The organism is Clostridioides sp. LIBA-6822, from assembly GCF_056688955.1.
Genome location: NZ_CP196995.1, coordinates 917801 through 942288, shown reverse-complemented (window position 1 = coordinate 942288; position 24488 = coordinate 917801). Strand labels below are relative to the sequence as shown.

Here is a 24488-nt window from a genome sequence, read left to right as displayed (position 1 = left end):
TAAATCTTTACTTTAGGAATTAATATTAATAATATGTATAATAATTTTAATATTTGTTATTGTGTTAATTTTATAATATATAACTAACAGTGTCAATGAACAAAATTGTAATTAAAAAAATAAAGGTTATTAGTCTACAAATACATTTCTTTTTAATAAATTTTTCAAAACGTCTTCTGGAACTGGTTTAGAAAAATAATAACCTTGTAAATATTCACACTCCATATCCGCTAATTCTTCAGCACATTCGGCAGTCTCAACACCTTCTGCTACAGCCTTCATATTCAATTTATTTATAAGAGCTATAATAGTTTCAACTGTAAGTTTGTGCCTACTATCTTCATTCATAGACCAAATCAAACTCTTATCCAACTTAATTATTGAAAATGGTAAAGAAAGCATATTAGTAACTCCAGAATAAGCAATTCCAAAGTCATCAAGTGAAAACTTAACCCCTAAATCAATTAATCTTTCCATTGTTTCTTTAATTATATTAAAAGAACCCAATGCCACAGTCTCTGTAATTTCAAGTTTAAACTTAGTTGGTGATACATTGTATTTATCCATAATGTAAAGTAAATCATCAGCCAAATTTTTTTGCATACATTGCACTACAGAAAGATTAACAGCTATATTATCTAATTTCAAATCCTCAAAATCATCACTAGCTATAAATTTACATACTTTCTCAAAAGCTACTAATCCAATTAAGTTAATCAACCCTGTTTGTTCTGCAATTGTTATAAATTCATCAGGAGGTATAAAACCTAAGTCTTTATGTTCCATCCTAAGTAATGCTTCAGCTGAGGTAAATCTACCTCTACTATTAGAAAATATTGGCTGATAATAAACTTCAAATCCATCATTTTCTAATGCCTCTTTTAAACAATTTTTAATCATATGTTTCTTCTTTATCTTTTCCCTTATAGATGCATCTGCATAAATAACATGTTTTGAGTCAGAACGCTTTGCTTCATGTATAGAGAAATCTATAGCAACTATAACATCTTCTGTTGTTTCAGCATTTTCTGGATAATAAACTACAGCAATACTAGTTGCTAAATTAAAGTTTATCTCTTCTACTAACCAAGGTTTTTTGAATCTTTCTTCTATTTTTTTAATAATCTCTTCTGGCTCTATACCTAGTTGACTATTTACAACAATAGAAAATATATCTCCTCCTATTCTGTATACATGATTTACATCATGTATATGAATCAAATATTTTCCAACTTCTTTTAATGCAATATCTCCATTTTTAGTCCCAAAAGTTTCATTCATAAATTTAAAGTCATCAAGTGCAATTGTGATGATAAATCCTGATTGTTCAGTATTGATATTCAAATCTAACTCTTGAATAAAAGATTGTCTATTGAGTACACCAGTAAGGTCATCAATAATAAGACCTCGATTCTGCATAGAAAGATATGTCAAAAGTAAACTACATGCACATGCAGCTCCTGTAAGAAGATATTGTAAAAAAACCGCCTGTAATATAATTGCTACAACTGAAACTATAAGAAAACCTCTAATAGCCCATATTTTTGATTCATGCATTGCTTTTCTATATTTAAAAGATAAAAATGCTGAATATATTGCATAAAAGAAAAAAGATGCAAAAGTTGCAACATACCCATAACCCCGTATATAACCTGTTTCTTTTGACAATCCAAATAGAATATTTGTAAAAGGATTTGTAATAGATAAGATTATACAAACTATGAGTGGTATAGATAAAAATAATAACCTTTTTTTCATATACCTTATATCTTGATAAATAATAGCCATCACATAAAACGATACAAGTGCTGCTGGTATTGGCAATAATAATAAATATATTTGATTCAATAAAATAGTAATAAAAATTGGAATTTCATCTACATTGTTTAGACAAAATGAGCCTAAAATATTTGAAATTATAAATAAAAATGAGAATACTAAAAGTGCACAATATATTTTGTTTTGTAATGTAGGTATAAATTTACTTCTAAAAAAGTATACCATTAAAAAGATAACTATAACTGCAGAAAAAATCTCATATTCTATATGCCATACCATAAACTTCCCTCACTATTAATGTTTAATTTTAATTATTTTAATAATATAATTATTTTATAATTCATCTTGAGTAATTTTATGGAAAAATTTTTATTTTATAACTTTTACATCAAATCCCCACTAAAAATCTAAATTTATTATAATTCTTAATACACATATAGAAATTAAGCGAATAGCTCTTTTGCTTTAGTAGCAATTCTTTCACCAAATATTATAGCCTTCTCATTTTGTACTTCTGGTCCTTCAACTGAATGTACATGTCCCAAATGTATAAATGGCTTTCCTAAAGAGCCTCCTCCAGAGTAAACAAGCATACCTTTGACCATCAAGTGACCTACTATAGTAAGTATTGCAACATCTGGACCTCCACAGACATAGTCGCATGTAGCAAAAACAGCGCCTAATTTTCCAGCTAAGTTGATTTTCTTTGAATCTTCATCAAACCATTTTTTTACTTCCCAAGTTGTATTTGCTAAATAAGTTGGTGTTCCAAATATTACTGCCTTACTTTCACTTAAATACTCTGAATCAATATTGTCAAATCTCATAAGTTTAACATCTATTCCATCCACTTTTTTAGCCCCATCTTCTATCAGCTTAGCTACCTTTTCTGTGTTTCCACTTCTTGTTTGATATAATATCGTAATCTTCAACTTAAATTCCCCCTTATTTAATAAAAATAATTTATTATATGTAAAATTATAGCATTAATTTTGATATACTACAAAGAACTAGTCGATTATTTTTTTATTAACTATTCACTTAAAAAAATCCCTAAATTTATTACTTTAAAAGACTCCTAAACTCACTTTTAATTTGCTTATTTCAATTTCAACTATATCTGATATTTCTTCAAAAGACATTCCTCTGTCATAAAGTTTTCCTGCAATTTTGATTTTTGCATTTTCTTCACCCTTTTTAATCAATGCTCTGTTTTCTTTTTCTATTACATTTCTAACATAGCGTTTTGCAAATGGCTCATTATTATCATATAAAACTTTATATTTTTCCTTATTTTCTTTTACAAAACTAAGAGCTCTTTTATCTTGTTTTATAGCTTCTGTACAAATTTCTTCTGTCTGCTCTTTTACAAATTTTAATGCCATTCCATATTGTCTTACTGCCTTTAAGCATATACCAATAGTTTGTTCCTTTACAAATTCTAGTGCCATTCCATTTTGTCTTACTGCTCTTAAACAAATTGTTTCTGTTTGATTTTTTACAAACTTCAAATCAAGCCCATTCTGTCTCACTGCTTCCATACAGATTTCTTCTGTTTGATTTTCTACCCATTTTAGATTATAACTACAATGCTTAACTGCTTCCATGCATATTTTTTCTGTTTGTTTTTTTACCCTTGCTAACCCAAACTCGCTGTTTCTCACTGCTTCTATACAGATTTCTTCTGTCTGCTCTTTTACATATTCCAATGCAGCACCATTTTTTTCAACAGCTCTTAGGCATAATTCCTCTGTTTGATTTTCTATGTATTTTAATGCTGTTCCATCTTGATTAATGGCCACCATGCAAATTTCTTCTGTTGGCTCTTCCACAAATTCTAACATTCTCCAGTCTTGTTTAACTGCCTCTAGGCATATTTTTTCTGTTTGATTCTGAACACATTTTATTGCATTACAATTTTGTCTAACAGCTTCTAGACATATATCTTCTGTTTGATTTTTTATGTATATTAAATTTAATCCGTTTTTTCTTACTATTTCTAAATATTCATCTTCTGTCTTATTATCAAAATCATCATTATCTATTGATTCAAATATATCATTTTTATTTTCTTGCATATCTTATACTCACCCCTTATAAATTTTACAAAATTCAATAAATTTACTCTCATTTTTATTCTATCAAAGAATATAAAATTTTTTGAGTCTTGTTTTTTTTTACATAATCATTTGTATGTTAAAAAATAAATTAATTGCTCTAATTCCAGTATACAATACCCAAAATATGTGGTATATTTTAACTATAATATATTTTTATATATTATTGTCAGAATATTTAAAGTTAAATTTATATAGAATATTTTTATTTATATATCACTTATGTTTGGATATATTTTTCTTTTTTCTTTTTTAGTTTTCGGGTTAGTAAGGGGTTAGTAATTTAGGTTTTCATGGGATATTATTTTTACAATTAGTTTTAATCAATCTAATTTATATATCTTGTAATTAATAAAACTAAATATGATTTAAATAATTCCTTGAGATAAATTTAATAAAACTTAGAATCCTTGTCTAAGCTTAAAATACTAAAATTATTGGGAGGATGTAAATGATGGACCAAATTAAACGCTTACATGAATTGCAACAAAAATCATACTTGACTAAAGAAGAATTTGAGGAATTAAAAAACAGCACATATATTGAAAAATTTGAATTAAGAGATGAATGTGATAACTCTTATATTTATACATTTTATGCTAATGACAAATGTAATGATATAAAATTTATAAAGTCTCAATTTATTGTTACACTTATAAAAAGCGGTTTCTTATGTGAATGTGGTGGTGTATTTAGACAAAAGAAAATAGTTGATGAATATGATTACGGATATAATGCTATATATAAATGTGATTCTTGTGGAAAAGAACTTGATAAAGAAGTAGAAAATTATGACTAAATAACAGAAGAACTATTAAAACATTTTTGGCAAATGATAAGTAAAAGTAATTCTGAATTTGAACTATACCCCTCTTAGCAGACAGTTAAAATATGTAAAACTGTCTAAAAGCTAGGAGGGTTTTGTTATTTCCAATTAAATTCAATTCACCTTAATTATTTAATTCAATTTCATACTTTTTTATTTTCTTATATAAAAGACTTTTGTGTATTCCCATAACCTCTGCTGCTTTGGAACATTTCCAATTGTATTTCTTCAAAACATCAATAATTAAACTCTTCTCATAATTCTCAACCATTTCATGAATTGAACAATTACTATCCACATTACATTGAGCTACTCTGCTGATATTATCCATCTTAGATGGAAGGTCACACATCATAATGACCATATCATCACTTACAGCATAGGCGCTTTTTATTACGTTTTCTAGTTCTCTTATATTTCCTGGCCAAATATAGTTAATAAAACAATTTTTAACATTATCACTTAGAACTTTCAATTTCTTATATTCAACATTTAATTTATTTAGTATATAATTTGCTAGCAATAAAATATCATCTTGTCTGTCCTTTAATTCCATCATATGAATATTTATTACATTTAACCTATAGTATAAGTCTTCTCTAAACAATCCCTCTTCAACCATTTTACTTAAATTCTTTCTTGTAGCAGAGATTACCCTTACATCTATCTTTATAGTCTTAAGACCTCCAACTGGTTCTATCTCACTTTCCTGAAGAACTCTTAAAAGTTTTGCTTGCATGGTCAAAGGCATGTCGCCTATTTCATCTAAGAAGATTGTACCATTATTCGCAACTAAAAACTTACCTTTTTTACCTCCCTTTTTTGCTCCTGTAAAAGCTCCTTCATCATACCCAAATAGCTCTGATTCTAGTAGTTCTTCTGGTATTGCAGCACAGTTTATACTAACCATAGGTTTGTCTGCTCTACTGCTATTATTGTGAATTGCTCTAGCAAAGACTTCTTTCCCTGTACCTGTCTCACCCGTTAAAAGTACTGAGAAGTTGGTTTTAGAAGCTTTCATACCTGTTTTCTTAAGTTCTATGAAATCTCTATTTTCACCTATGAGCTTGTCAAAGCTACATTTATCCTTGAACTGTTCTTTATAATATTGTAGCTCCATATATTCTGACATTAACTTTTTAGCTACATCAAAGGATTGCAGTCTAAATTTAACTTGAGCTACCCCTGCAACTACTTCTCCATTCTCATTTTCCACATAAGATCTACTTACTATTACACTTTTTTCTTTTGTTTTTCCACCTAAATAATGATGTATGGCTCCTTCTTCACAATATTTATCTCTCATAATATCTAACATTTTTGTATTTGGTATAATACTTTGTATATTATGTTCTATTATATCTTCTCTTTCTTTCCCTAAGAAATCACAATATTTATCATTAATATCTATGATTACTCCATCTTTATTTACAACAATAAAGCCATCATCAGTCATGGATAACACTCTTGCAAATATATCCTTATACCAGTGCTCTTTCATTGTCTCATCCCTCCACTATCACCTTCAGCAAAAATAATAAGTCTTACAATACAATATTATAAGACTTACCATTCTATGTATTCAATGTTTTCTAGAAGTTACCTATTTAATGACTCTATCATCTCAGGTAGAATTTCATATAAATCCCCTACAATTCCATAGTCACATATATCGAAAATAGGAGCTTTGGAATCTTTATTTATAGCAACTATATATTTAGAATCACTCATCCCTGCTAGATGCTGTATTGCTCCAGATATTCCACATGCAATGTATAACTCTGGTCTAACAGTAGTTCCTGTTTGTCCAACTTGATGAGAATGTTCTATCCACCCTGAATCTACTGCCGCTCTTGAAGCACCAATTTCTGCCCCCAATTTATCTGCCAATTCTTTTATTAGTTCAAATCCTTCTGCTCTCTTTAATCCTCTTCCTGCTGATACTATTATTCTAGCATCAGTTAGATTTATGGATTTCTTTTCTTGTGGAAGCATTTCTACTAGTCTAGTTCTAATCATTTTTTCAGTAAGTTTTGGAGTAACAACCTCTAAAACTCCACTCTCTGATTCAGTTCTTACAGCTTTTGACATAACACCTGGACGAACTGTTGACATCTGTGGTCTATTTTTTGGACAAACAATAGTAGCCATTAAATTTCCACCAAAGGCTGGTCTTGTTTGTAATAACTTATTATCTGTTGAATCTATTTCAAGTTTTGTACAATCAGCAGTTAGACCTGTCCCAACTTTTCCTGCAATTCTAGGTGCGATATCTCTTCCTATAGAAGTAGCTCCAACTAGTACAACCTCTGGCTTTTTTTCTTCAATTAAACCTGCAATTGAAATTGCATATCCATCAGTTGTGAAATCTTTAAGAAGAGGGTCGTTGATATAATATGCTTTATCAACACTATAGTGAAGTAAATCCTCTACTTCTTTCTCTACTTCATATCCAGCTATTACAACTGCAAGTTCTTTCCCTAGTTGGTCAGCAAGCTTTCTTCCCTCACCAATAAGTTCTATAGTAACAGGATTAATTTTGCCTTCCCTTTGCTCTCCTATTACCCAAACTCCATTATAATCATTTAAATTTATACCTTGATTAACTTTTGCTCTCATCATCTTAACACTCCTATACTAGTTTCAAATCGAATAGTATTTCTATTAATTTATCAGCTTTTTCCTTTTTATTTATACCTTCGATTATTTCATTATGCTTGTCTTTAACTGGTACAAAAGACTTGTAAACATTTGTAGGTGAACCTTTTAATCCAATTTGAGTTGTATCAATATCTAAATCTGCAAGTGTTAACACAGTAATCTTTTCATCCCCATTATTGTAAGCTTCTAAGATTCCTTTGACACTTGGATATCTTGGACTATTCAACTCTTTTATAGCCGTTAGTAATACTGGCATCTTTGCTTCTATTAAATAATCTCCTGTCTCTGTATAACGAGTTACTAGTAATTTATCACCTTGAACCTTTACTTCTTTTGCATAGGTAACTTGTGCCACTCCCAAGAATTCTGCAACCTCTGGTCCAACCTGAGCTGTATCTCCGTCTATAGCTTGTCTTCCACAGAATATTACATCATACTTTCCAACCTTCTCTATAGCAGCAGCAATAATTGTTGATGTAGCCCAAGTATCTGAACCACCAAAAGCTCTATCTGAAATTAAATATGCTTCGTCAGCTCCCATTGCCAAAGCTTCTTTTAAAGCACTTTTAGCTTGAGGAGGTCCCATGCTTACAACCTTAATCACTGCTCCTAGTTCATCTTTTATTTTTAACGCTTCTTCTAAAGCATTTCTATCATCTGGATTAATTATACTTGGTACACCATCTCTTATTAGAGTACCTGTCTCTTTATTTATTTTAACTTCATTAGTATCTGGAACTTGCTTTAAGCAAACAACTATATTCATTCTCTTCCTCCTATCCTAGTACTGCTCTTGAAATAACAACCTTGTGTATTTCTGAAGTACCTTCGTAAATTTCTGTTATCTTGGCATCTCTGTACATTCTCTCTAATGGATAATCTTTCATATATCCATATCCTCCATGGATTTGAAGAGCTAGATTTGTAACTTCTCTTGCAGTGCGTGAGGCATTGTATTTTGCCATGGCAGCTTCTTTAGTGTGTTTTTCTCCTCTAGCTTTTAAGTCTGCCGCATAGTATACTAACAACTTTGCTGATTCTACCATAGTAGCCATATCTGCTATATACCATTGAATACCTTGCAAAGCTGAAATTGGCTTGCCAAACTGAACTCTTTCTTTAGAATATTTTATACTTTCTTCTAAGGCACCTTCAGCAATTCCTACAGCTTGAGCTCCAACTCCAATTCTTGCTCCATCTAGACAAGTCATAGCTATGTTAAAGCCTTTTCCTTCTTTTCCTAATAGATTAGATTTTGGAACTCTACAGTTATCAAAGATTAACTCTGCAGTTTCTGAACCATGGATACCCATTTTTTCTTCAATTTTTCCTATTGAAAAACCTGGAGTACCTTTGTCAACGATGATAGCAGACATTCCCTTTATCCCCTTTGATGGGTCTGTCAATGCAAATATTATTAACGATTCTGCTTGACCTCCACCAGAAATAAAGCACTTAGTCCCATTTAAAACATATTCATCAGTTGCTTCATCAATGATTGCAGTTGTTGCAGCTCTTGCTGCATCTGAACCAGCATTAGGTTCAGTTAATGCAAAAGCACCTACACACCCACCTTCAGCCATCATAGGAAGGTATTTTTTCTTCTGTTCCTCAGTACCAAATTTCAAAATAGCTTGAGCATATATTGTGTGTATTGATAGTATTGCTGCAGATGCTGCACATTTTTTTGCAACCTCAGTAACAACAATTACCTTTTCTATATCCGCTCCACCAGAGCCACCATACTCTACAGGCGTCCCAATACCATTAAATCCTATTTTAGCCATTTTGCTAAAAAGCTCTCTTGGGAAAATACCCGTTTTATCTGTTTCAGCAGCTATTGGTGCTATTTCATTCTCTGCAAATTCTTTTGCTACTCTTTGAAGCATTAATTGTGCTTCTGTTAATCTAAAATCCATAAAATTTCCTCCTATTTATTGACATACTTCACATGTTTCTTTATTCATTGCTACAATTCCAGACTCAATTAGAGCTTCTATATCAGAATCACTGTATCCAAGTTCTCTTAATATCTCATCTGAATGTTCTCCTATAAGTGGTGCATCACAGGTCATGTTAACTTCAATATTTCCAAACTTAACTGGAGTGGATGCAAGCATCGTCTTATTTCCATTTTTGCTTGTATGTTCATATATATAGTTATTAGCAATAGCCTGTTCATCAGTTACTACATCGTTAACATGTTGAATTCTTTCATGGGCTATATCCGCAGTAGTAAGCTTTTCGACCATCTCATTTTGAGTGAATTTTGCAAATTCACCATCCAAAATATTAATAAGTTCTGTAGCATTTTTCTTACTTTCTACTGAAGATGCAAATTTCTCTTCTTTTATTAAATCTTCTCTTCCAAATAATCTACAAAGTGCCTCAAAATATCTCTCATGCTCTAGGATACTTAAGAATATCCATTTTCCATCTTTACAACGATAAGAGTTTATTACTGGAGAAATAGCATTCTTTCTAGTTTTTGGGTACTCGTCGCTAAACTGTGTAGATGCTAATAAAGATGATGCATTCCATATTGCTTGTCCGAATAAAGAGGCCATTACTTTTTGCCCTTTTCCAGTCTTAGCTTGTTGGTATAAAGCTGCACATATACCTCCAGATAAACTACAAGAAGTTGTGGCATCTCCAAAAGCTATAGGTGGATTTATTGGACTTGTATCCTTCTCTGCGATATCAAGCATAGCTCCACTTCTTGCCCAAAATGCAACTGTATCAAAACCTGCATTATCTTTAGCAGGTCCAAAATCACCAAAACCATTTATTTGTCCCCAGATAAGATGTGGATGCTTTTCACTTAATGATTCATAGTCAAGACCTAGCCTTTTTAATGCTCCTGTTCTATAGCTTGAAACAAATACGTTGGCTTCACTTAAAAGCTTATCCATAATTTCAATTCCTGCTTCGCTCTTAAGATTTATAGACAAACCTCTTTTATTTGAATTATATGTACTGTAAAAAGGATTATTATCATCATCTATTGGCATTGTCATTGTTGCCCCTGTCTTTCTTCCTGGGTCTCCAAAACTCGGCTCTACCTTAATAACATCAGCACCCCAGTCAGCTAATATTTTAGAAGTACCTGGACCTGCTACAAAATATGTTAAGTCAATTACCTTAACTCCTTCTAATGGTTTATTTAACACTTTCAATTCCTCCTTATACTGTCAACTTGGTATTTTAAATATGGTATTCATGTTACTAAAACATAAAATTTATTATATATATTTTGAAAATTGATTTTACATATCAAAATATAATTTATACTTTTTTATCTTTTCTGTTATGGTAATCCTGGGAACATTGTAAAGAGAAGAACTGCTACTACAGTTCCAATAATTGGGGTTAAAACAGTTACCCAAAATATTGGCATATAGGCATCCTTATGTGATTCTTTACATAGACCATTTGTTACAGTAACTATATATCCGTTGTGTGGAAGTGAATCTAATGCTGCTGATGAAATTGCCATAGTTCTAGTTAACGCTGCAGCAGAAACACCTTTAGCTAAAAATACTGGTCCAAGAAGTGGAGCGGCAATTCCAAGTCCACCTGAAGCTGACCCACAGATACCTGCAATAACTGTAGTCCCAACCGCAGCCCCTGCAATAGGAGGTCCAGGAATATTAGTCATAGCATTAACTATAAAGTCAAAACCAACTGCTGATTTTACAACTGAACCAAACGCAACTACAGCACAAGTATTACATATTGCTACTACTGTAGTTTTACATGCATCACCAACATGTCCAACTATTTTGCTATTATCTTGATATTTATTTAACAATAAATACACTAATAAAGCTCCTATAAACACTCCCACCTCAATTGGTACTATTGCTTGTCCATTAATTTTTACATTGATTATTAGGATTGATACTATTAATGGAATTAATGCAATTAGACCATTAGGACCATTTTCTCTCTTAGAATTAGTTGTTGCTACTTCATCAAATATATCTGATTCATGTGCTATAAAATGTCCACCATTAGCCTTTTCCTTTGAAACCATTTTGTATAAAATGATACTTCCAACTACAAACATTACTGCACATGATATAAATCCATTTACTGCTCCAGCCATAATATCTGTCCCTAAGGTTGAAGCTGGAACAATATTATGAATCTGTGGTGCTCCTGGTGCAACCATAGCAAAAGTTGAACATCCAAAAGTCAAAGCTGCTGGTATGAATCTTCGTGGTAAATCAGCTTCTTTAAAAATTTCTAAAGCTATCGGAAACACTGCAAAACTTACAACGAAAACACTCACTCCCCCATAGGCCAATATTCCACATGCTATTGGAATAGAAAGCAATGCTTTATCCTTACCAATCCATCTTACAATCATCTTAGCAATAGATTTTGCCCCGCCAGTAATCTCCATTATTTTTCCCATTAAAGTACCCGTTAGGAAAATAAAGAAATTTGCCTGAAGAAATCCAACAAATCCTGTCATATAATCCACCTTAAGTGCATTATATACATTTAAATTTCCTGTTATAGCAACTAGTAGTGAACATACAATTGCTATTATAAAAATATTTACTCCCTTCATAACCATTACAACTAGAAGGGATAGGGCTATGATAATTCCTACTAAACTTATAATTACTCCCGTATTCATAAATTAACTCCTTTTAAAATTAAACTATATGTATTTTTTCACGAAATTTAGATTTTTAATATGTTCTACATTTCTTCCAATTTAATTATAATAGCTACTTATTTTCAAAAATCGGTTTTCTCTTTTCTATAAATGCATCCATTCCTTCTTGTTTATCTCTTGTAGCAAAAGTTAAACCTGCAATATCTTTCTCTAGTTCAAGAGCATTTTTTAAATCCATATCTATTCCTTTATTAATAACTACTTTTGCATATCTTATTGCTATTGGTGCTTTTTCAACTATTTGATTCATCATCTTCATTGCCTCTTCTAAAAGCACATCACTTGGAACTACTTTATTAATAAGACCAATAGATTTAGCTTCTTCTGCATTTACTTGCCTTCCTGTAAAAATTAATTCTTTAGCTATCCCAGTTCCAACAAGTCTTGATAATCTTTGAGTTCCGCCAAAACATGGAATGACTCCTAAATTAACTTCAGGCTGTCCAAATATAGCCTTTTCTGATGCAATTCTAATGTCACAACTCATAGCAAGTTCACATCCACCACCTAATGCATATCCATTAACTGCTGCTATTACTGTTTTCTCAAGAGCTTCAATTTTATCAAAAATCCCTTGGGCATAACCTGCATATTTTCTTCCTTCTTCACTTTTATAGTTTTGCATCTGACGTATGTCAGCTCCAGCTACAAAAACTTTACCTTCTCCAGTAATAATAACTCCTAATATTTCCTCCCTTTCTGATACTACATCAACAACTTGAGATAATTCTCTAAGGGTGTCATTGTCAAGAGCATTTAAAGCTTTAGGTCTATTTATAGTAATAACACAGACTTTATCCTTAACTTCCACCTTAAGATTTTTTAAATTTTCCATTACAAATCCCATCATATTCCCCCCATTATTCATTGTTATTTTTTCTACACTTTCTTGTTAATATATATTAGCAAGTTCTAAGCCAACTTATATTTAATTTCTTTATTTTCATTAAAAAATTGTTTTTTTTTGATAAAATAAACAAAATATACATAAATTTCACTTAATTTCTAATAATTTTTAACTTTAGAATTGATTAAATTGTAATTCACTAAAGAATTTTTATCCAATAAAACCCATAAAACAATATTTTTGTCTCATTTTAGAGAAAATACTTAAAAAACACAGTCTCATTTTTGAGAATGCGGTCTCATTTTTGATATTTTCATTAAAATAATTTAAGTAACATGCCCATAAGCCTCTTTACAGTCTAATAAAGAATCTTTAGAACATATAGGTAACTTATTTTCTATCAATTTAAATTGTTAATACTTTAGTTTAGTATATCTATATATCTGTTCCAATAGTATAAATTTTTAACGAAAATAGGAAAATCCACAAAGACTTAATGTCTAAATAGACTTTCCTATCTTAAATGCTTATGATAATTTTAGATTTGATTTACAATTCTTAGGAGAGAATAAATATTATATTTATACTTTTTCTCTAAAATCAAATAACTCCATTTTCTTTTAAATCATTTATTTTATCACTATCAAAACCAAGCCAACTACTATAAATCTCCTCATTATTTTCTCCTAAAGATGGTGCTGGTACATTAATTTGGGCTTTTGTTGCCATCAACTTAACTGGATTTCCATTGACTCTCATATCTCCTATAATAGGATGTCTCATATCTACAATCATTTCCCTTGCTTTTGCAATGTGTTCATCTGTTGTAACACTACCAAGATTATAAATAGGTGCAGCAGGAACGCCAGCTTCTGATATTAAATCAACTGCTTCTTTTATTGTATGCTTAACAGACCATTTTTCTATTTCTGGTTTAAGAGCCTTATGATGTTCACAACGCTTAAGATTTGTTTTAAATCTTTCATCTTCTAAAAGTTCCTCTCTAAAAAGTACTTTTTTACACAATTTTTCAAACAATTTATCATTACCACAACCTATTACAAAATTACCATCACTTGCCTTAAAAGAGTCATAAGGGTAAGCAGAAGCGTATCTATTCCCCATAAGTTCAGGCTGACCAGAATCAAAATATCTTTGTATGCCAGTTTCAAGAGATGATACAACTGAATCAACGAGGGAAATATCTACTCTTTGTCCTTTTCCAAATATCTTTCTAGCATTAAGTGCCATAAGTATGCCAATAGTTAAATTCATACCTCCCAATACATCTCCCATAGCATTTCCTACTCTTGTTGGTTCTCCTCCTTCAGTTCCTGTTATACTCATAAGTCCACCCATTGCTTGTGCAATAATATCATATCCTGGACGCTCTGAATATGGTCCATAACAGCCAAAACCTGACACAGCTCCATAAATTATTTGATTATTAACTTTAGATAATTCATCATAACCAAGCCCTAACTTTTCCATTACACCTGGTCTATAATTTTCTACAACAACATCAGCCTCTTTTACCATTTCTAAGAATATGTTTTTACCTTCTTCTGATTTAAGATTTAAAGTTATACCTTTCTTATTTCTATTTATATTTGCATAGTATAAACTTTCTCCATTTACAAAAGGTCCAAATTTTCTTGTATCATCACCTTTTTCTGGCACTTCTATTTTTATAACCTGTGCCCCAAAATCAGCCAACATCATTGTGCAATATGGACCTGCAAGAACTCTAGTAAGGTCAAGTACTTTTATATCGCTTAATGCTCCTTTTTTCATATCTATACCTCCAATTTATATTATATTACTCAATATTAAAAGTTGAGTTTAATGACAAATTCCTCAATTATCGAAATTAATGCATTATATGTGCTATTCCATTAAAGAATAAAACTGATACTACTGCAATAACTAATAATCCAACTGCACTCATAACGAAAAGTTGAATAAATACATTATTTTGTTCTTCTTTATTAAAGTCTTTCTTACTTGACCCCATAGCTGCCAAAATCAATGCACCACCAGTAGAAAGTGGACTTACACCAGCAAGAGAACCTCCTACACCAACTGCTGCAATAAGTGCTAGTGGGTCTACTCCTCCAACTGACTTAGCTATATCAACACACATAGGCATCATAGTTGGATACACTACTGCTAATGCCGAACTTACCATAGACATAAGTCCTGCTGAAATACTCATAATTGGAGTAGCAGTTTTACTATTCATTAGTGATGATAATGCATTACTCATCAAGTCAATCCCTCCTGCTGCATCCACAATTGTCATCATTGCTCCCACCCCAAGGACCATTACTATTGTACTCCATGGGATTGCCTTGATACATTCTCCATCTTCAGCGATATTGAAAAGAAGAAGTATAGCCGAAACTGAAAAGGCAGCAAGTCCAACATTCATATCGAAAAATATAATAAAAGCAATCATGACTAATATACTTATAAGAGAAATTATTTGCTTTACATTAAACTTTTCTATATTCTTACTATCTATAATATTTATAGGTTTTTTAAGTTTATATCCTTTAAAAATTATGAACAATACTATTGAAAATACAATCGTTGATAAGGTTTGACATGCTAAAATAGCAGGCATAACATTTTCAATCCCAACACTCTCTGCAACAGTTGTTATAATTTGACCTTCTGGAGTAATAGGTGTCATACGACCTGCCATTAATCCACATTCGCCTATAAGTGCAAGCATTACAGGATTATAACCAACAGTTATTGCTACGGGAACAGCCATTGCTGGAATTATCGCAAGTGCTGGAATTGCACCTGGACCAACACCTGCAACAATAAATCCTGCAATAAAAACTGCTATTGGAATAAGCCAAACTCGCTTACCAGAAACAGCTACTATTTTTTCTGCAACTAACTTTAATGCTCCAGTTGAATTTACTATTGCAAAAAGTAATGTTATTCCAACAAGTGTTGTAAACATTGAGTTACTTATAGCTCCATAAAGCTCTTTTTCATCCATGCCAAATATTCTAACTGCTATGACACCAACAGCTAAAGCTAAAATCCCTGCATTATTCTTACGTACAAAAGCTAGAACAATAACACCTAAAAATAAAATTAAAGCTATAATATCCATATTGACCTCCCCAAATCATTTATTTTTTTAATCAAGACAATTGACAACTAGAAATTTCAGATTTTATATTTACATGATGACCACTATATACACCCTCTATCAAACTCTTTTGGTATTTAGATAATTCGAGAAGTTTATTAAAATCTACTCCTGTATCATATCCCATACGTTCAAGCATATACACCAAATCCTCAGTCGCAGTATTACCAGATGCACCAGGTGCAAAAGGACACCCTCCTAAACCTCCAAGTGTAGATTGAACAGTAGTAATACCAGACTCAATAGCTACAAGAGTATTAACCATCCCCATATTTCTAGTATCATGTATATGTACCTGCCATCTACATTCTGGTAATGCTTCAACTAATGCACTAATAGTCTCTCTAACTTGTTTAGGGTCAGCAATACCTATTGTATCTGCTAAGTTAATCTCTCTGATACCGTTTTCCCAAAGGCATTTACTAAATGCTACCGCATCCTCTATCTTTGGTATCCCTTCAAAAGGACAGCCAAACACTGTGGCTATTCCAACACATATATTCATTTCAGGATAAGAATCTATTATTTTTTTTAGTTCAGTAATGGATTCTTCATGAGTTCTATTTATATTTTTCTTATTGTGAGTTTCACTTAAGGAAATAACATAAGATATATCTCTTATTCCACAATCCCATGCAAGCTTAGCACCGTATAAATTTGGAACTAATGCATAAAGCTTTACATCAGGATAATTTTTTACACAGTAGGTTGCTATTTCCTTTGCATCTTTCATCTGAGGAATGGCTTTTGGACTTACAAATGAACCAATTTCTAATTCTTTAATACCAGAATCAATAAGACCATCAATAATTTTTAGTTTTTTATCTGTATCTACGAATTCTTTTAGATTTTGAAATCCATCTCTTGGACCAACTTCAAGTATATTTATCTTACTCATCTCTTTGCCCCCTTTATTTACAGTGACATAACAAGCTAGCATTGTTATATTACTGCTTAATATTGCTTAATATTAACTTATTAATAAGCTTATTTAAGCACATTATAGTATTATCTGTTAAGTTTTGTCAACACAATAAATATATTTTAAGATTTATTTATTTTCACTCATTAGGATTTGCAGATTGTAGAATATTGTTCTTTGATTGGATATATGTTAAGATAATAAATGTAAGCAAGTTTAAGCAACTATTCAAGGAGGATTTTTATCATGGCAACAATCAAAGATATTGCAAAAGATTGTGGTCTTTCTTCAGCAACAGTCTCCTATGTTTTAAGTGGTAAGGGAAATGAACGAAGAATTCCACTACATACACAAGATATAGTTTTAAATTCAGCAGATAAGCTTGGATATAAACGCTCTACTCCTAGAGTACATAATCATATTCAAATAGCATTTTATTGGCAAGATTCTGGTTTTGAATTGGCATCAACCAACATATTTCAAGCAATAAACCATGTCATTTCTTTAGAGCATTTAGATATAAATATTATCATACGACCTTATACTGTTGGCCATTTATGCGATGATGAATATCTTTTTTCAAACAATTATTATGATGGTGTTGTTTTGACAGGTATTAATGCTGATGATATAGAGTACCTATTAAAAAATAAACCTAAAATTCCTGTAGTTGTTGTAAATCGTGAAATAGAAGGTTTTTCGAGTGTATCTATTGATAATGAAGAAACTGGTCGTATAGCAGCATTACATGCTATTCAAAATGGTAAAAATGACATAGCTGTTGTATTTAACCCGTCTTCATTTACATGTATGACTTTACGGGGCAAATCTTTTTTAAAGACATGTGAGGAACATGGAATATATTTACCAGATTCTATATATTATTGTTCTAACAAAATAGATAGTGGGTATGATATTGCTAAAAAAATGATTGCAAAGAACTCAATAAAAAAAGTAATCTTTTGTAACCATGATGTAGTAGCTCTTGGTATAATGAATGCATTTAATGAGTCAGGGATTTCAATTGGAAATGATGTTCAGATATTTGCAGCAAGTAATGGACCTTCAAGGCTAATGGCAAGAAGTACACCACCATTAACAGTTATAGACTTGAAAATGGAGGAAACAGCAGAACGTAGCCTTCGAATGATTATCGATATTGTTACTGGAAGAATGAGTGGTATTCAACGTCAAGTAATATACCCATCCATCATCTATAGACAATCGAGTCCTGTTCAAAACCTTTTATAATATTATTAGTTTTACAGGATATGTTTTTAGTATTTATAAAACAATTTTTACAAATATAAAAACACCTCTGAATCATATTTACATATTATTATGTAAACATGGTTTAGAGGTGTATACATTTCTAAGATATTAAAATATTTACTCTTCCATTTCCCAGTTATGATATATATCTTGAACATCATCATCTTCTTCAAGCATATCAACTAATTTATTCATCATTTTTAAATGAGCTTCTTCAGTTAGTACAGTTGTAGTTTGAGGTATCATCTTTACATCAGCAGATATAAACTCATACCCTTTAGCTTTCAACTCATCACGAACACTAGAAAAATCTTCTGGTGTAGTTATTATTTCATAACCATCTTCTTCTGTTATAAAATCTTCAGCTCCTGCTTCTAATGCAACATCCATCAATTCTTCTTCTGAAATTCCATCTCCTGAACCAACTAATATCTGTCCTTTTTTATCAAACATAAAAGAAACACATCCACTAGTTCCTAAGTTTCCTCCATTTTTATCGAAGTAGTATCTTACATTACCAGCAGTTCTGTTTTTGTTGTCAGTTAAAGTTTCTACTATAACTGCAACTCCGCCAGGTCCATAACCTTCATAAACTATAGTTTCATAGTCATCACCAGCACCTGCTCCAGCACCTTTAGCGATAGCTCTATCTATATTATCATTTGGCATATTATCTGCCTTAGCTTTTTCTATAGCTGTCTTTAAAGCTGCATTATATTCTGGGTCTGCTCCACCTTCTTTGGCAGCAACTGCTATTGCTCTAGCATGTTTAGTAAATATTTTTGCTCTTTGAGCATCTTGTTTACCTTTTCTATTAATTATATTACCTATACGTCCCATATTTCCACTCCTTAATACGTACAATTAGTTATTCTAATTTTTATCACTTGTAAATTTTATCACAAATCTTTAAAATAGTAAATTAGAACTTAGGAGGTTGCGCAGGCGTTTTTCTCTTATGCTCGCTTATTCTATGAAGTCTTTCAATTATCTCTTGGTCTCTTTGAGGAACTTCATCTAATCTACCTTGTAACACAGCATCTATCATATCGTAAGTAGTTCCCATTTCATTTTCATCTGTTTGACCTTCCCAAAGACCTGCAGAAGGAGCTTTGTTTATTAAATCTTCATGAACACCAAGTTCTTTTGCCCATTCATACACCTCTCCTTTAGTCAAATTTGCAATTGGTAAAATATCAACTCCACCATCACCAAATTTAGTAAAGTATCCTGTGTGTATTTCTGCAGCATTATCTGTACCAACAACTAGATATCCTAGATTGTTAGCAATTGTATAAATAGTACTCATTCTTACTCTTGCTCTTAAATTTGCATCTGTCATCTTTAAATATTCTGCTCTATATAAATGTTTCTCTTTTAAATTTCCTACTACCATGTCTAATATAGCACTTTGTGGCTCTATAAGGTCTAAATCAAGATATTCTATATCACATCCTTCTATAACCTTAAGTGCATCTTCTCTATCTTGAGGATTACTTTTTATGCTCATTATAACTCCCATAGAGTTTTCTGGAAATGCCTTTTTAATTAAATTAGCAACTACTGCTGAATCAATTCCCCCAGATACACCGACAATCAATCCTTTTGCATTTGCTTCATTAACCTTATTTATAAGCCATTCTACAGTTTTGTCTATTTGTATTTTTATATTTGACATTGTTATCTCCTCTCAAATTTGCTACTTTGTTTTAATATATTATACCATATATTAATATATTGTTTTAATATGTTTTTTTTTATGCAAAATTAAGTAAACATGAAAGATTATATTTAATCTTATTTTATATAAATATAATTTGCCTATTTTGGTAAAACTATTTCAGAAGGTGATTTTTATGAAAAAAACTGATGATTTGAAGAAAAAATATTTTGATTTTAATTTAAAAAATACGATAATTGGAGTTTTTACAGGATTTATAAATGGAGTTTTTGGGTCTGGAGGAGGTACTCTTTTAGTTCCGATATTAAATGACATCGTTAAGGTAGAAGAACATAAATCTCATGCAACTGCTCTTTCTATAATAATTTTCTTAACGACAGCAAGCTCTGTCTTATATGTATCTAAAGGTACTTACGACATTAATTTGACAATAAAAGTTGCAGTTGGAAGTATTCTTGGCGGTATCATAGGGGCTAAGCTACTAAATAAGGTTACTGGAAAGTTTCTTAGGATTTCTTTTGGAATAATCATGATAATTGCAGCATTAAGGATGGTGTTCTAATGTTATTTGCTTTAATTGGATTTTTTGCAGGGATTATCGGAGGAATGGGAATGGGTGGAGGAACCATCCTTATACCTGCACTCGTTTTACTTGCTGGTATCGACACTAAAATAGCTCAAAGTGTAAATTTACTTTCATCTATTCCTATGACACTTATAGCATTGGCTATACATATAAAAAATAAAAATGTAGTTTTTAAATTGGTTATACCCATAGCTGTATTTGGGGTTTTAGGTGCCATATTTGGTTCACTGTTAGCTAATTATCTATCTTCAGATATATTAAAAAAAATATTTGGGATATTTCTACTTTTAGTTGGTTTATTTGAAGTAAAAAAAGGATTCTGTGCAAAGTCTAATAAAAAGCCATTAAATTGATTTAGATTAAAACAATTTAATGGCTTTTCATTTTAAGATAAAATTTGACTGTTTAATATAATTAACTCTTTTAATCTTTTTAGATTACAATAATATTTCTCCGTTTTGTTCAGATAAATAGAATTCTTCTCCTAAAACTATTTTTCCTGTTCCATTTGTTATATCAATCATTTTTTCTGATACTTTTTCTACATCCTCTAACTTTGAATACACTATTATCTCGACATTATCTTCATATATGGTATCTTTTATGAAATACCCTAAATTCATTAATTCATTTTGTACTTTTCCAAGTTGAGTATAATCTATTTTAATCTTAACTTCTTGATACATTACCTTATAAATTATCTTACCTGCTTCCAATCCCAACTTAGCACCTTTTGTATAAGCTCTAACTAAACCACCTGCACCTAATTTTGTGCCTCCAAAATACCTAGTAACAACAACTGCTACATCTCTCAAATCTTCTTTTTTTATAACCTCTAATGTAGGTATACCTGCTGTTCCTTGTGGCTCTCCATCATCACTATATCTTTGTATATTCATATTTTGTCCAACTGTATAAGCCCATACATTATGAGTTGCATCTTTGTGCTTTTTCTTTATTTCATTTATAAATTCTAATGCTTCCTCTTCGCTCTTTATAGGTTTAGCATATCCAATAAAAACAGACTTTTCAATTGTTATTTCATCAGTTCCAAATTCATGTAATGTCCTGTAATTGCTCATTATATTTCCTCCTATTTTAATTATTTTTTAAGGTATACATCAAACATGTATTTATATATAAAATTATTCTACTAAAAAATAAATAGATTTTTATCATTTCTTTAATAACTGTTATAAAACAATTATATAATAAAATTGTATACTTTTTAATTTTTATTTCAAATATAAGTTACTAATTTTAGATATAAATCACTAAAAATTTAGATTTTTAAATCACAATCTAAATAAACTATATAATTTATGTTTAAAATATTTTCAATTAAAAAAGGAAGGGGCTACCCTTCCTCAGAATTCTCTAGATTCACTATTAATTTGCTGGAACATCATCGCCCTCTGAAACTAATTTCTTTAATTCTTTAAACTTTTTATAAGATACTTCTACTAAAGCTTGCTCTTTGTGATGTGACAACATTTCTAAAGCATCCTTAACTTTATAAAATCCACCTTCTTGGAATTCAGGAGCAAGTACACAATCAGTGTTACAAGCTTCCATAACATACCACATTATTGCATTACAAACTTCTTGTTGTCTACTTCTTGAGAAAAATTCATACATAGTGTCGCCAGCTACATCTATCATTTTAGCATCTATGCCAGTTTCTACTTTTACTCTTTGAACAGCACTCTCATATGGAAGTCCCCCTCCAAGTATCTTACCTTTTGGAAGTGTCCATTCACCTCTATCATTTTTTACAATAAGTACTTTATTAGCATAAAAAACTACTCCACCTGCACAACGTCTTACTATCATTTGAAACCCCTCCCATTAATTTATTTATTACCTTGTTAAACTCTAGAAATACATCATTAAGTAAACAAATTGCTTTAATAAAAAATTACTTTTTCAAATTTTTCGCATCTTCCAATGCTTTAATGGCTTCGTCATAAGCTCTAAGCACATACTCTTTTTCAAAATTCTTATTCTTGTCTTTCAACTGATGTAAAATCTTTAAACTGTTTTCATCTCCTAATTTTGAAAGAGCTTTTGCACAATACTGCCTAGTTTGTGCATTTTTATCGTAGAGACCTTTTTGTAATACTTCTCTACTAATTGGTGATTCAATCTTTCTTATTGCTGAATAAGTTATCCTTCTAATATCTGAGTGTCTGTGGTTTGTGAGCTGATGAAGTAATTTCAAGAATCTATCATCTTTTAGCTCACCTGTCGCCCAAATTAAAACAATTAAATCTTCAGCATTTTTTTCCACAAGGATTCTTTTGAAAACCTTTCTCTTAAAGTATACCATTTTTTCGTCATCTAAGCTATCCATAAAATCAAGTCTCTTGATTTTATCTAATTCTAAAAATTTATCCAAAATATCCTTAGATGCCTCAAAATCCTCTTTTTGCATTTCTTTTATTTTCAATTTTGCTTGTATAAGTTGCTCGCTTGCCTCAGTATTTGAAATATTTCTAATCTTACTAATTTGAGATACTGTTTTAGATTCTTTATAAAGAAGATAGGTTATAAAATAATCTTCAAGATTATCTATATTTTCCCAATTAATATCCATATTCAACCTATTTTTCTAATATGTACTCTCTATAGATATTAAAATCTTCTTCATCCAAGTTTACATCTAATGCTATACCATTTTCCCCATACTCAAAATTCTCCACATTATATTTATCTTTTATTCTACTAAATATATCACCTCTCTCATAAGGTAACATCAAGCTTACCGAATAGGTATTTTCCATTAAAGCACTTTCTATCATATTTAATAGCTTATCCATATTTATGCCTTGTTTAGCAGAAATATACACAATATCTTCTTGACTTTTAGGATATATATCCAATTCTAGCTTATCGACCTTATTATATACAAGTATATGTTTTTTATCATTTACACCAAGTTCTTTTAACACACCTTCAGTTGTACTTTTTTGCAATTCATAACTAGTATTTGTTGCATCAATTACATGCAAAATTAAGTCTGCATATTGTACTTCTTCCAATGTTGCTTTAAATGCCTCTACTAAATCATGGGGAAGTTTGCTTACAAATCCAACAGTATCTACTACTAAAAATTCTTTTTTATTTGGCAAAAGTGCCTTTCTTAAAGTTACATCTAGAGTTGCAAAAAGCATATCTTTTACAAAAACTTCTTTTTCTTGTTCATAATCCTTGTGTGTCTTTATTAATTCGTTTAGTAGGGTAGATTTTCCTGCATTTGTATACCCAACAAGTGCTACAATCGGTATATTTGATTTTAAACGCTTAACTCTCTGTGTCTCTCTATTCTTTTTTACTTCTCTAAGTTCACGTCTTATGTCTGCTGCTTTATTAAGTATATGTCTTTTATCTATTTCTAGTTTTTGTTCTCCAGGACCTCTAGTTCCAATTCCTGCACCTGTTCTACTCATCTCACCACCCATTCCATAAAGTCGTGGTAATCTATATTTTAATTGTGCTAATTCAACCTGCAATTTTCCTTCTTTACTAAGTGCCCTTTGAGCAAATATATCTAGAATCAAGGTCGTTCTATCTATTACCTTTCTTCCAACAACATTTTCTATATTTCTGATTTGAGCACCAGATAATTCGTCATTGAAAATTACTAAAGTAGCATCCAATGAGTCACTATACGCTCTTATTTCTTCCACCTTGCCTTTTCCTATATAATAAGCTGCATCTATGGAGTGCTTATTTTGAATTAAGCTAGCCACAACCTCTGCACCAGCAGCTTTTGTTAATTCTTTTAATTCTTCCATGGATTCACTAGTGTCTATATCATCACTTTTTTTCACTATTGTTGTCAAATTCAGACCTACAAGAAGTGCTCTTTCTTGAATTTCTTTCACTTAATCACCTCATTTTTTGTTATAAAACATATTCTAATTACAAAATAC

Annotated in this window: 23 protein-coding genes; 4 read left to right on the top strand and 19 right to left on the bottom strand. The window is 30.9% G+C overall.

Going from position 1 to position 24488, the window contains the following annotated elements:
- Positions 1-129: 129 nt before the first annotated feature.
- The 3 genes from ACTG48_RS04670 to ACTG48_RS04660 form a co-directional block, all read right to left on the bottom strand.
- Entirely contained in the window at positions 130-2058 is a 1929-nt protein-coding gene (locus tag ACTG48_RS04670) for an EAL domain-containing protein (protein ID WP_479918255.1), read from the bottom strand.
- A gap of 164 nt (positions 2059-2222) precedes the next feature.
- A complete protein-coding gene (locus ACTG48_RS04665; RefSeq protein ID WP_021383614.1) occupies positions 2223-2711 on the bottom strand; it encodes a flavodoxin family protein in 489 nt (162 codons plus the stop codon).
- A 135-nt stretch (positions 2712-2846) separates the two neighbouring features.
- The gene (locus tag ACTG48_RS04660; protein ID WP_021383621.1) at positions 2847-3857 is read right to left on the bottom strand and encodes a DUF4116 domain-containing protein; all 1011 of its coding nucleotides are present in this window, start codon (positions 3855-3857) and stop codon (positions 2847-2849) included.
- A gap of 490 nt (positions 3858-4347) precedes the next feature.
- On the opposite strand from ACTG48_RS04660, the gene ACTG48_RS04655 reads away from it, so the two are divergent.
- Positions 4348-4695, top strand: a complete 348-nt coding sequence (locus ACTG48_RS04655) for a hypothetical protein (RefSeq protein WP_234781094.1) — start codon at positions 4348-4350, stop codon at positions 4693-4695.
- 151 nt (positions 4696-4846) lie between these two features.
- Here the strand turns inward: ACTG48_RS04655 and ACTG48_RS04650 are convergent, their stop codons facing one another.
- The 10 genes from ACTG48_RS04650 to ACTG48_RS04605 form a co-directional block, all read right to left on the bottom strand.
- On the bottom strand, positions 4847-6223 hold the full coding sequence (locus tag ACTG48_RS04650; RefSeq protein WP_021383613.1) for a sigma-54 interaction domain-containing protein: 1377 nt from the start codon (positions 6221-6223) through the stop codon (positions 4847-4849).
- A 98-nt stretch (positions 6224-6321) separates the two neighbouring features.
- The gene (locus tag ACTG48_RS04645; RefSeq protein WP_479918774.1) at positions 6322-7341 is read right to left on the bottom strand and encodes an electron transfer flavoprotein subunit alpha/FixB family protein; all 1020 of its coding nucleotides are present in this window, start codon (positions 7339-7341) and stop codon (positions 6322-6324) included.
- A 13-nt stretch (positions 7342-7354) separates the two neighbouring features.
- Positions 7355-8149 carry an electron transfer flavoprotein subunit beta/FixA family protein gene (locus tag ACTG48_RS04640; protein WP_021383678.1) on the bottom strand — a complete coding sequence of 265 codons (795 nt, stop codon included), beginning with the start codon at positions 8147-8149 and terminating at the stop codon, positions 7355-7357.
- 10 nt (positions 8150-8159) lie between these two features.
- The gene (acrC, locus tag ACTG48_RS04635) at positions 8160-9302 is read right to left on the bottom strand and encodes an acryloyl-CoA reductase (protein WP_479918254.1); all 1143 of its coding nucleotides are present in this window, start codon (positions 9300-9302) and stop codon (positions 8160-8162) included.
- Positions 9303-9317: 15 nt separating this feature from the next.
- Positions 9318-10553 (bottom strand): CaiB/BaiF CoA transferase family protein, encoded by a 1236-nt coding sequence (locus ACTG48_RS04630; protein ID WP_021383553.1) that lies wholly within the window; start codon positions 10551-10553, stop codon positions 9318-9320.
- Positions 10554-10690: 137 nt separating this feature from the next.
- A complete protein-coding gene (locus ACTG48_RS04625) occupies positions 10691-12031 on the bottom strand; it encodes a GntP family permease (protein WP_021383672.1) in 1341 nt (446 codons plus the stop codon).
- Between the two features lie 94 nt (positions 12032-12125).
- Entirely contained in the window at positions 12126-12920 is a 795-nt protein-coding gene (locus ACTG48_RS04620; protein ID WP_479918253.1) for an enoyl-CoA hydratase-related protein, read from the bottom strand.
- 600 nt (positions 12921-13520) lie between these two features.
- A complete protein-coding gene (locus tag ACTG48_RS04615) occupies positions 13521-14714 on the bottom strand; it encodes a CaiB/BaiF CoA transferase family protein (RefSeq protein WP_479918252.1) in 1194 nt (397 codons plus the stop codon).
- Between the two features lie 76 nt (positions 14715-14790).
- The gene (locus ACTG48_RS04610; RefSeq protein ID WP_479918251.1) at positions 14791-16053 is read right to left on the bottom strand and encodes an SLC13 family permease; all 1263 of its coding nucleotides are present in this window, start codon (positions 16051-16053) and stop codon (positions 14791-14793) included.
- A gap of 31 nt (positions 16054-16084) precedes the next feature.
- A complete protein-coding gene (locus ACTG48_RS04605; protein ID WP_021383600.1) occupies positions 16085-16990 on the bottom strand; it encodes a hydroxymethylglutaryl-CoA lyase in 906 nt (301 codons plus the stop codon).
- 270 nt (positions 16991-17260) lie between these two features.
- Between ACTG48_RS04605 and ACTG48_RS04600 the strand changes: the two genes are divergently transcribed.
- On the top strand, positions 17261-18265 hold the full coding sequence (locus ACTG48_RS04600) for a substrate-binding domain-containing protein (RefSeq protein WP_479918250.1): 1005 nt from the start codon (positions 17261-17263) through the stop codon (positions 18263-18265).
- 138 nt (positions 18266-18403) lie between these two features.
- Here ACTG48_RS04600 and ACTG48_RS04595 read toward each other — a convergent pair whose 3' ends face one another.
- On the bottom strand, positions 18404-19126 hold the full coding sequence (locus ACTG48_RS04595) for a YebC/PmpR family DNA-binding transcriptional regulator (protein ID WP_021383652.1): 723 nt from the start codon (positions 19124-19126) through the stop codon (positions 18404-18406).
- Between the two features lie 82 nt (positions 19127-19208).
- The gene (gene nadE / locus ACTG48_RS04590; protein ID WP_021383617.1) at positions 19209-19964 is read right to left on the bottom strand and encodes an NAD(+) synthase; all 756 of its coding nucleotides are present in this window, start codon (positions 19962-19964) and stop codon (positions 19209-19211) included.
- A gap of 178 nt (positions 19965-20142) precedes the next feature.
- Between nadE and ACTG48_RS04585 the strand changes: the two genes are divergently transcribed.
- A complete protein-coding gene (locus tag ACTG48_RS04585; protein WP_227821561.1) occupies positions 20143-20529 on the top strand; it encodes a sulfite exporter TauE/SafE family protein in 387 nt (128 codons plus the stop codon).
- Positions 20529-20906 (top strand): sulfite exporter TauE/SafE family protein, encoded by a 378-nt coding sequence (locus ACTG48_RS04580; protein WP_021383663.1) that lies wholly within the window; start codon positions 20529-20531, stop codon positions 20904-20906. Before ACTG48_RS04585 ends, ACTG48_RS04580 begins: the two co-directional genes overlap by 1 nt.
- A gap of 84 nt (positions 20907-20990) precedes the next feature.
- On the opposite strand, the gene ACTG48_RS04575 is transcribed toward ACTG48_RS04580, so the two are convergent.
- The 4 genes from ACTG48_RS04575 to hflX all read right to left on the bottom strand — a co-directional run bounded on the left by ACTG48_RS04575 (position 20991) and on the right by hflX (position 24440).
- Positions 20991-21635 carry a YigZ family protein gene (locus ACTG48_RS04575; RefSeq protein ID WP_479918249.1) on the bottom strand — a complete coding sequence of 215 codons (645 nt, stop codon included), beginning with the start codon at positions 21633-21635 and terminating at the stop codon, positions 20991-20993.
- A 307-nt stretch (positions 21636-21942) separates the two neighbouring features.
- On the bottom strand, positions 21943-22386 hold the full coding sequence (locus ACTG48_RS04570; RefSeq protein WP_003437525.1) for an NUDIX domain-containing protein: 444 nt from the start codon (positions 22384-22386) through the stop codon (positions 21943-21945).
- Positions 22387-22471: 85 nt separating this feature from the next.
- A complete protein-coding gene (locus tag ACTG48_RS04565; protein WP_479918248.1) occupies positions 22472-23149 on the bottom strand; it encodes a HEAT repeat domain-containing protein in 678 nt (225 codons plus the stop codon).
- Positions 23150-23156: 7 nt separating this feature from the next.
- On the bottom strand, positions 23157-24440 hold the full coding sequence (gene hflX / locus ACTG48_RS04560; RefSeq protein ID WP_479918247.1) for a GTPase HflX: 1284 nt from the start codon (positions 24438-24440) through the stop codon (positions 23157-23159).
- Positions 24441-24488 lie beyond the last annotated feature (48 nt).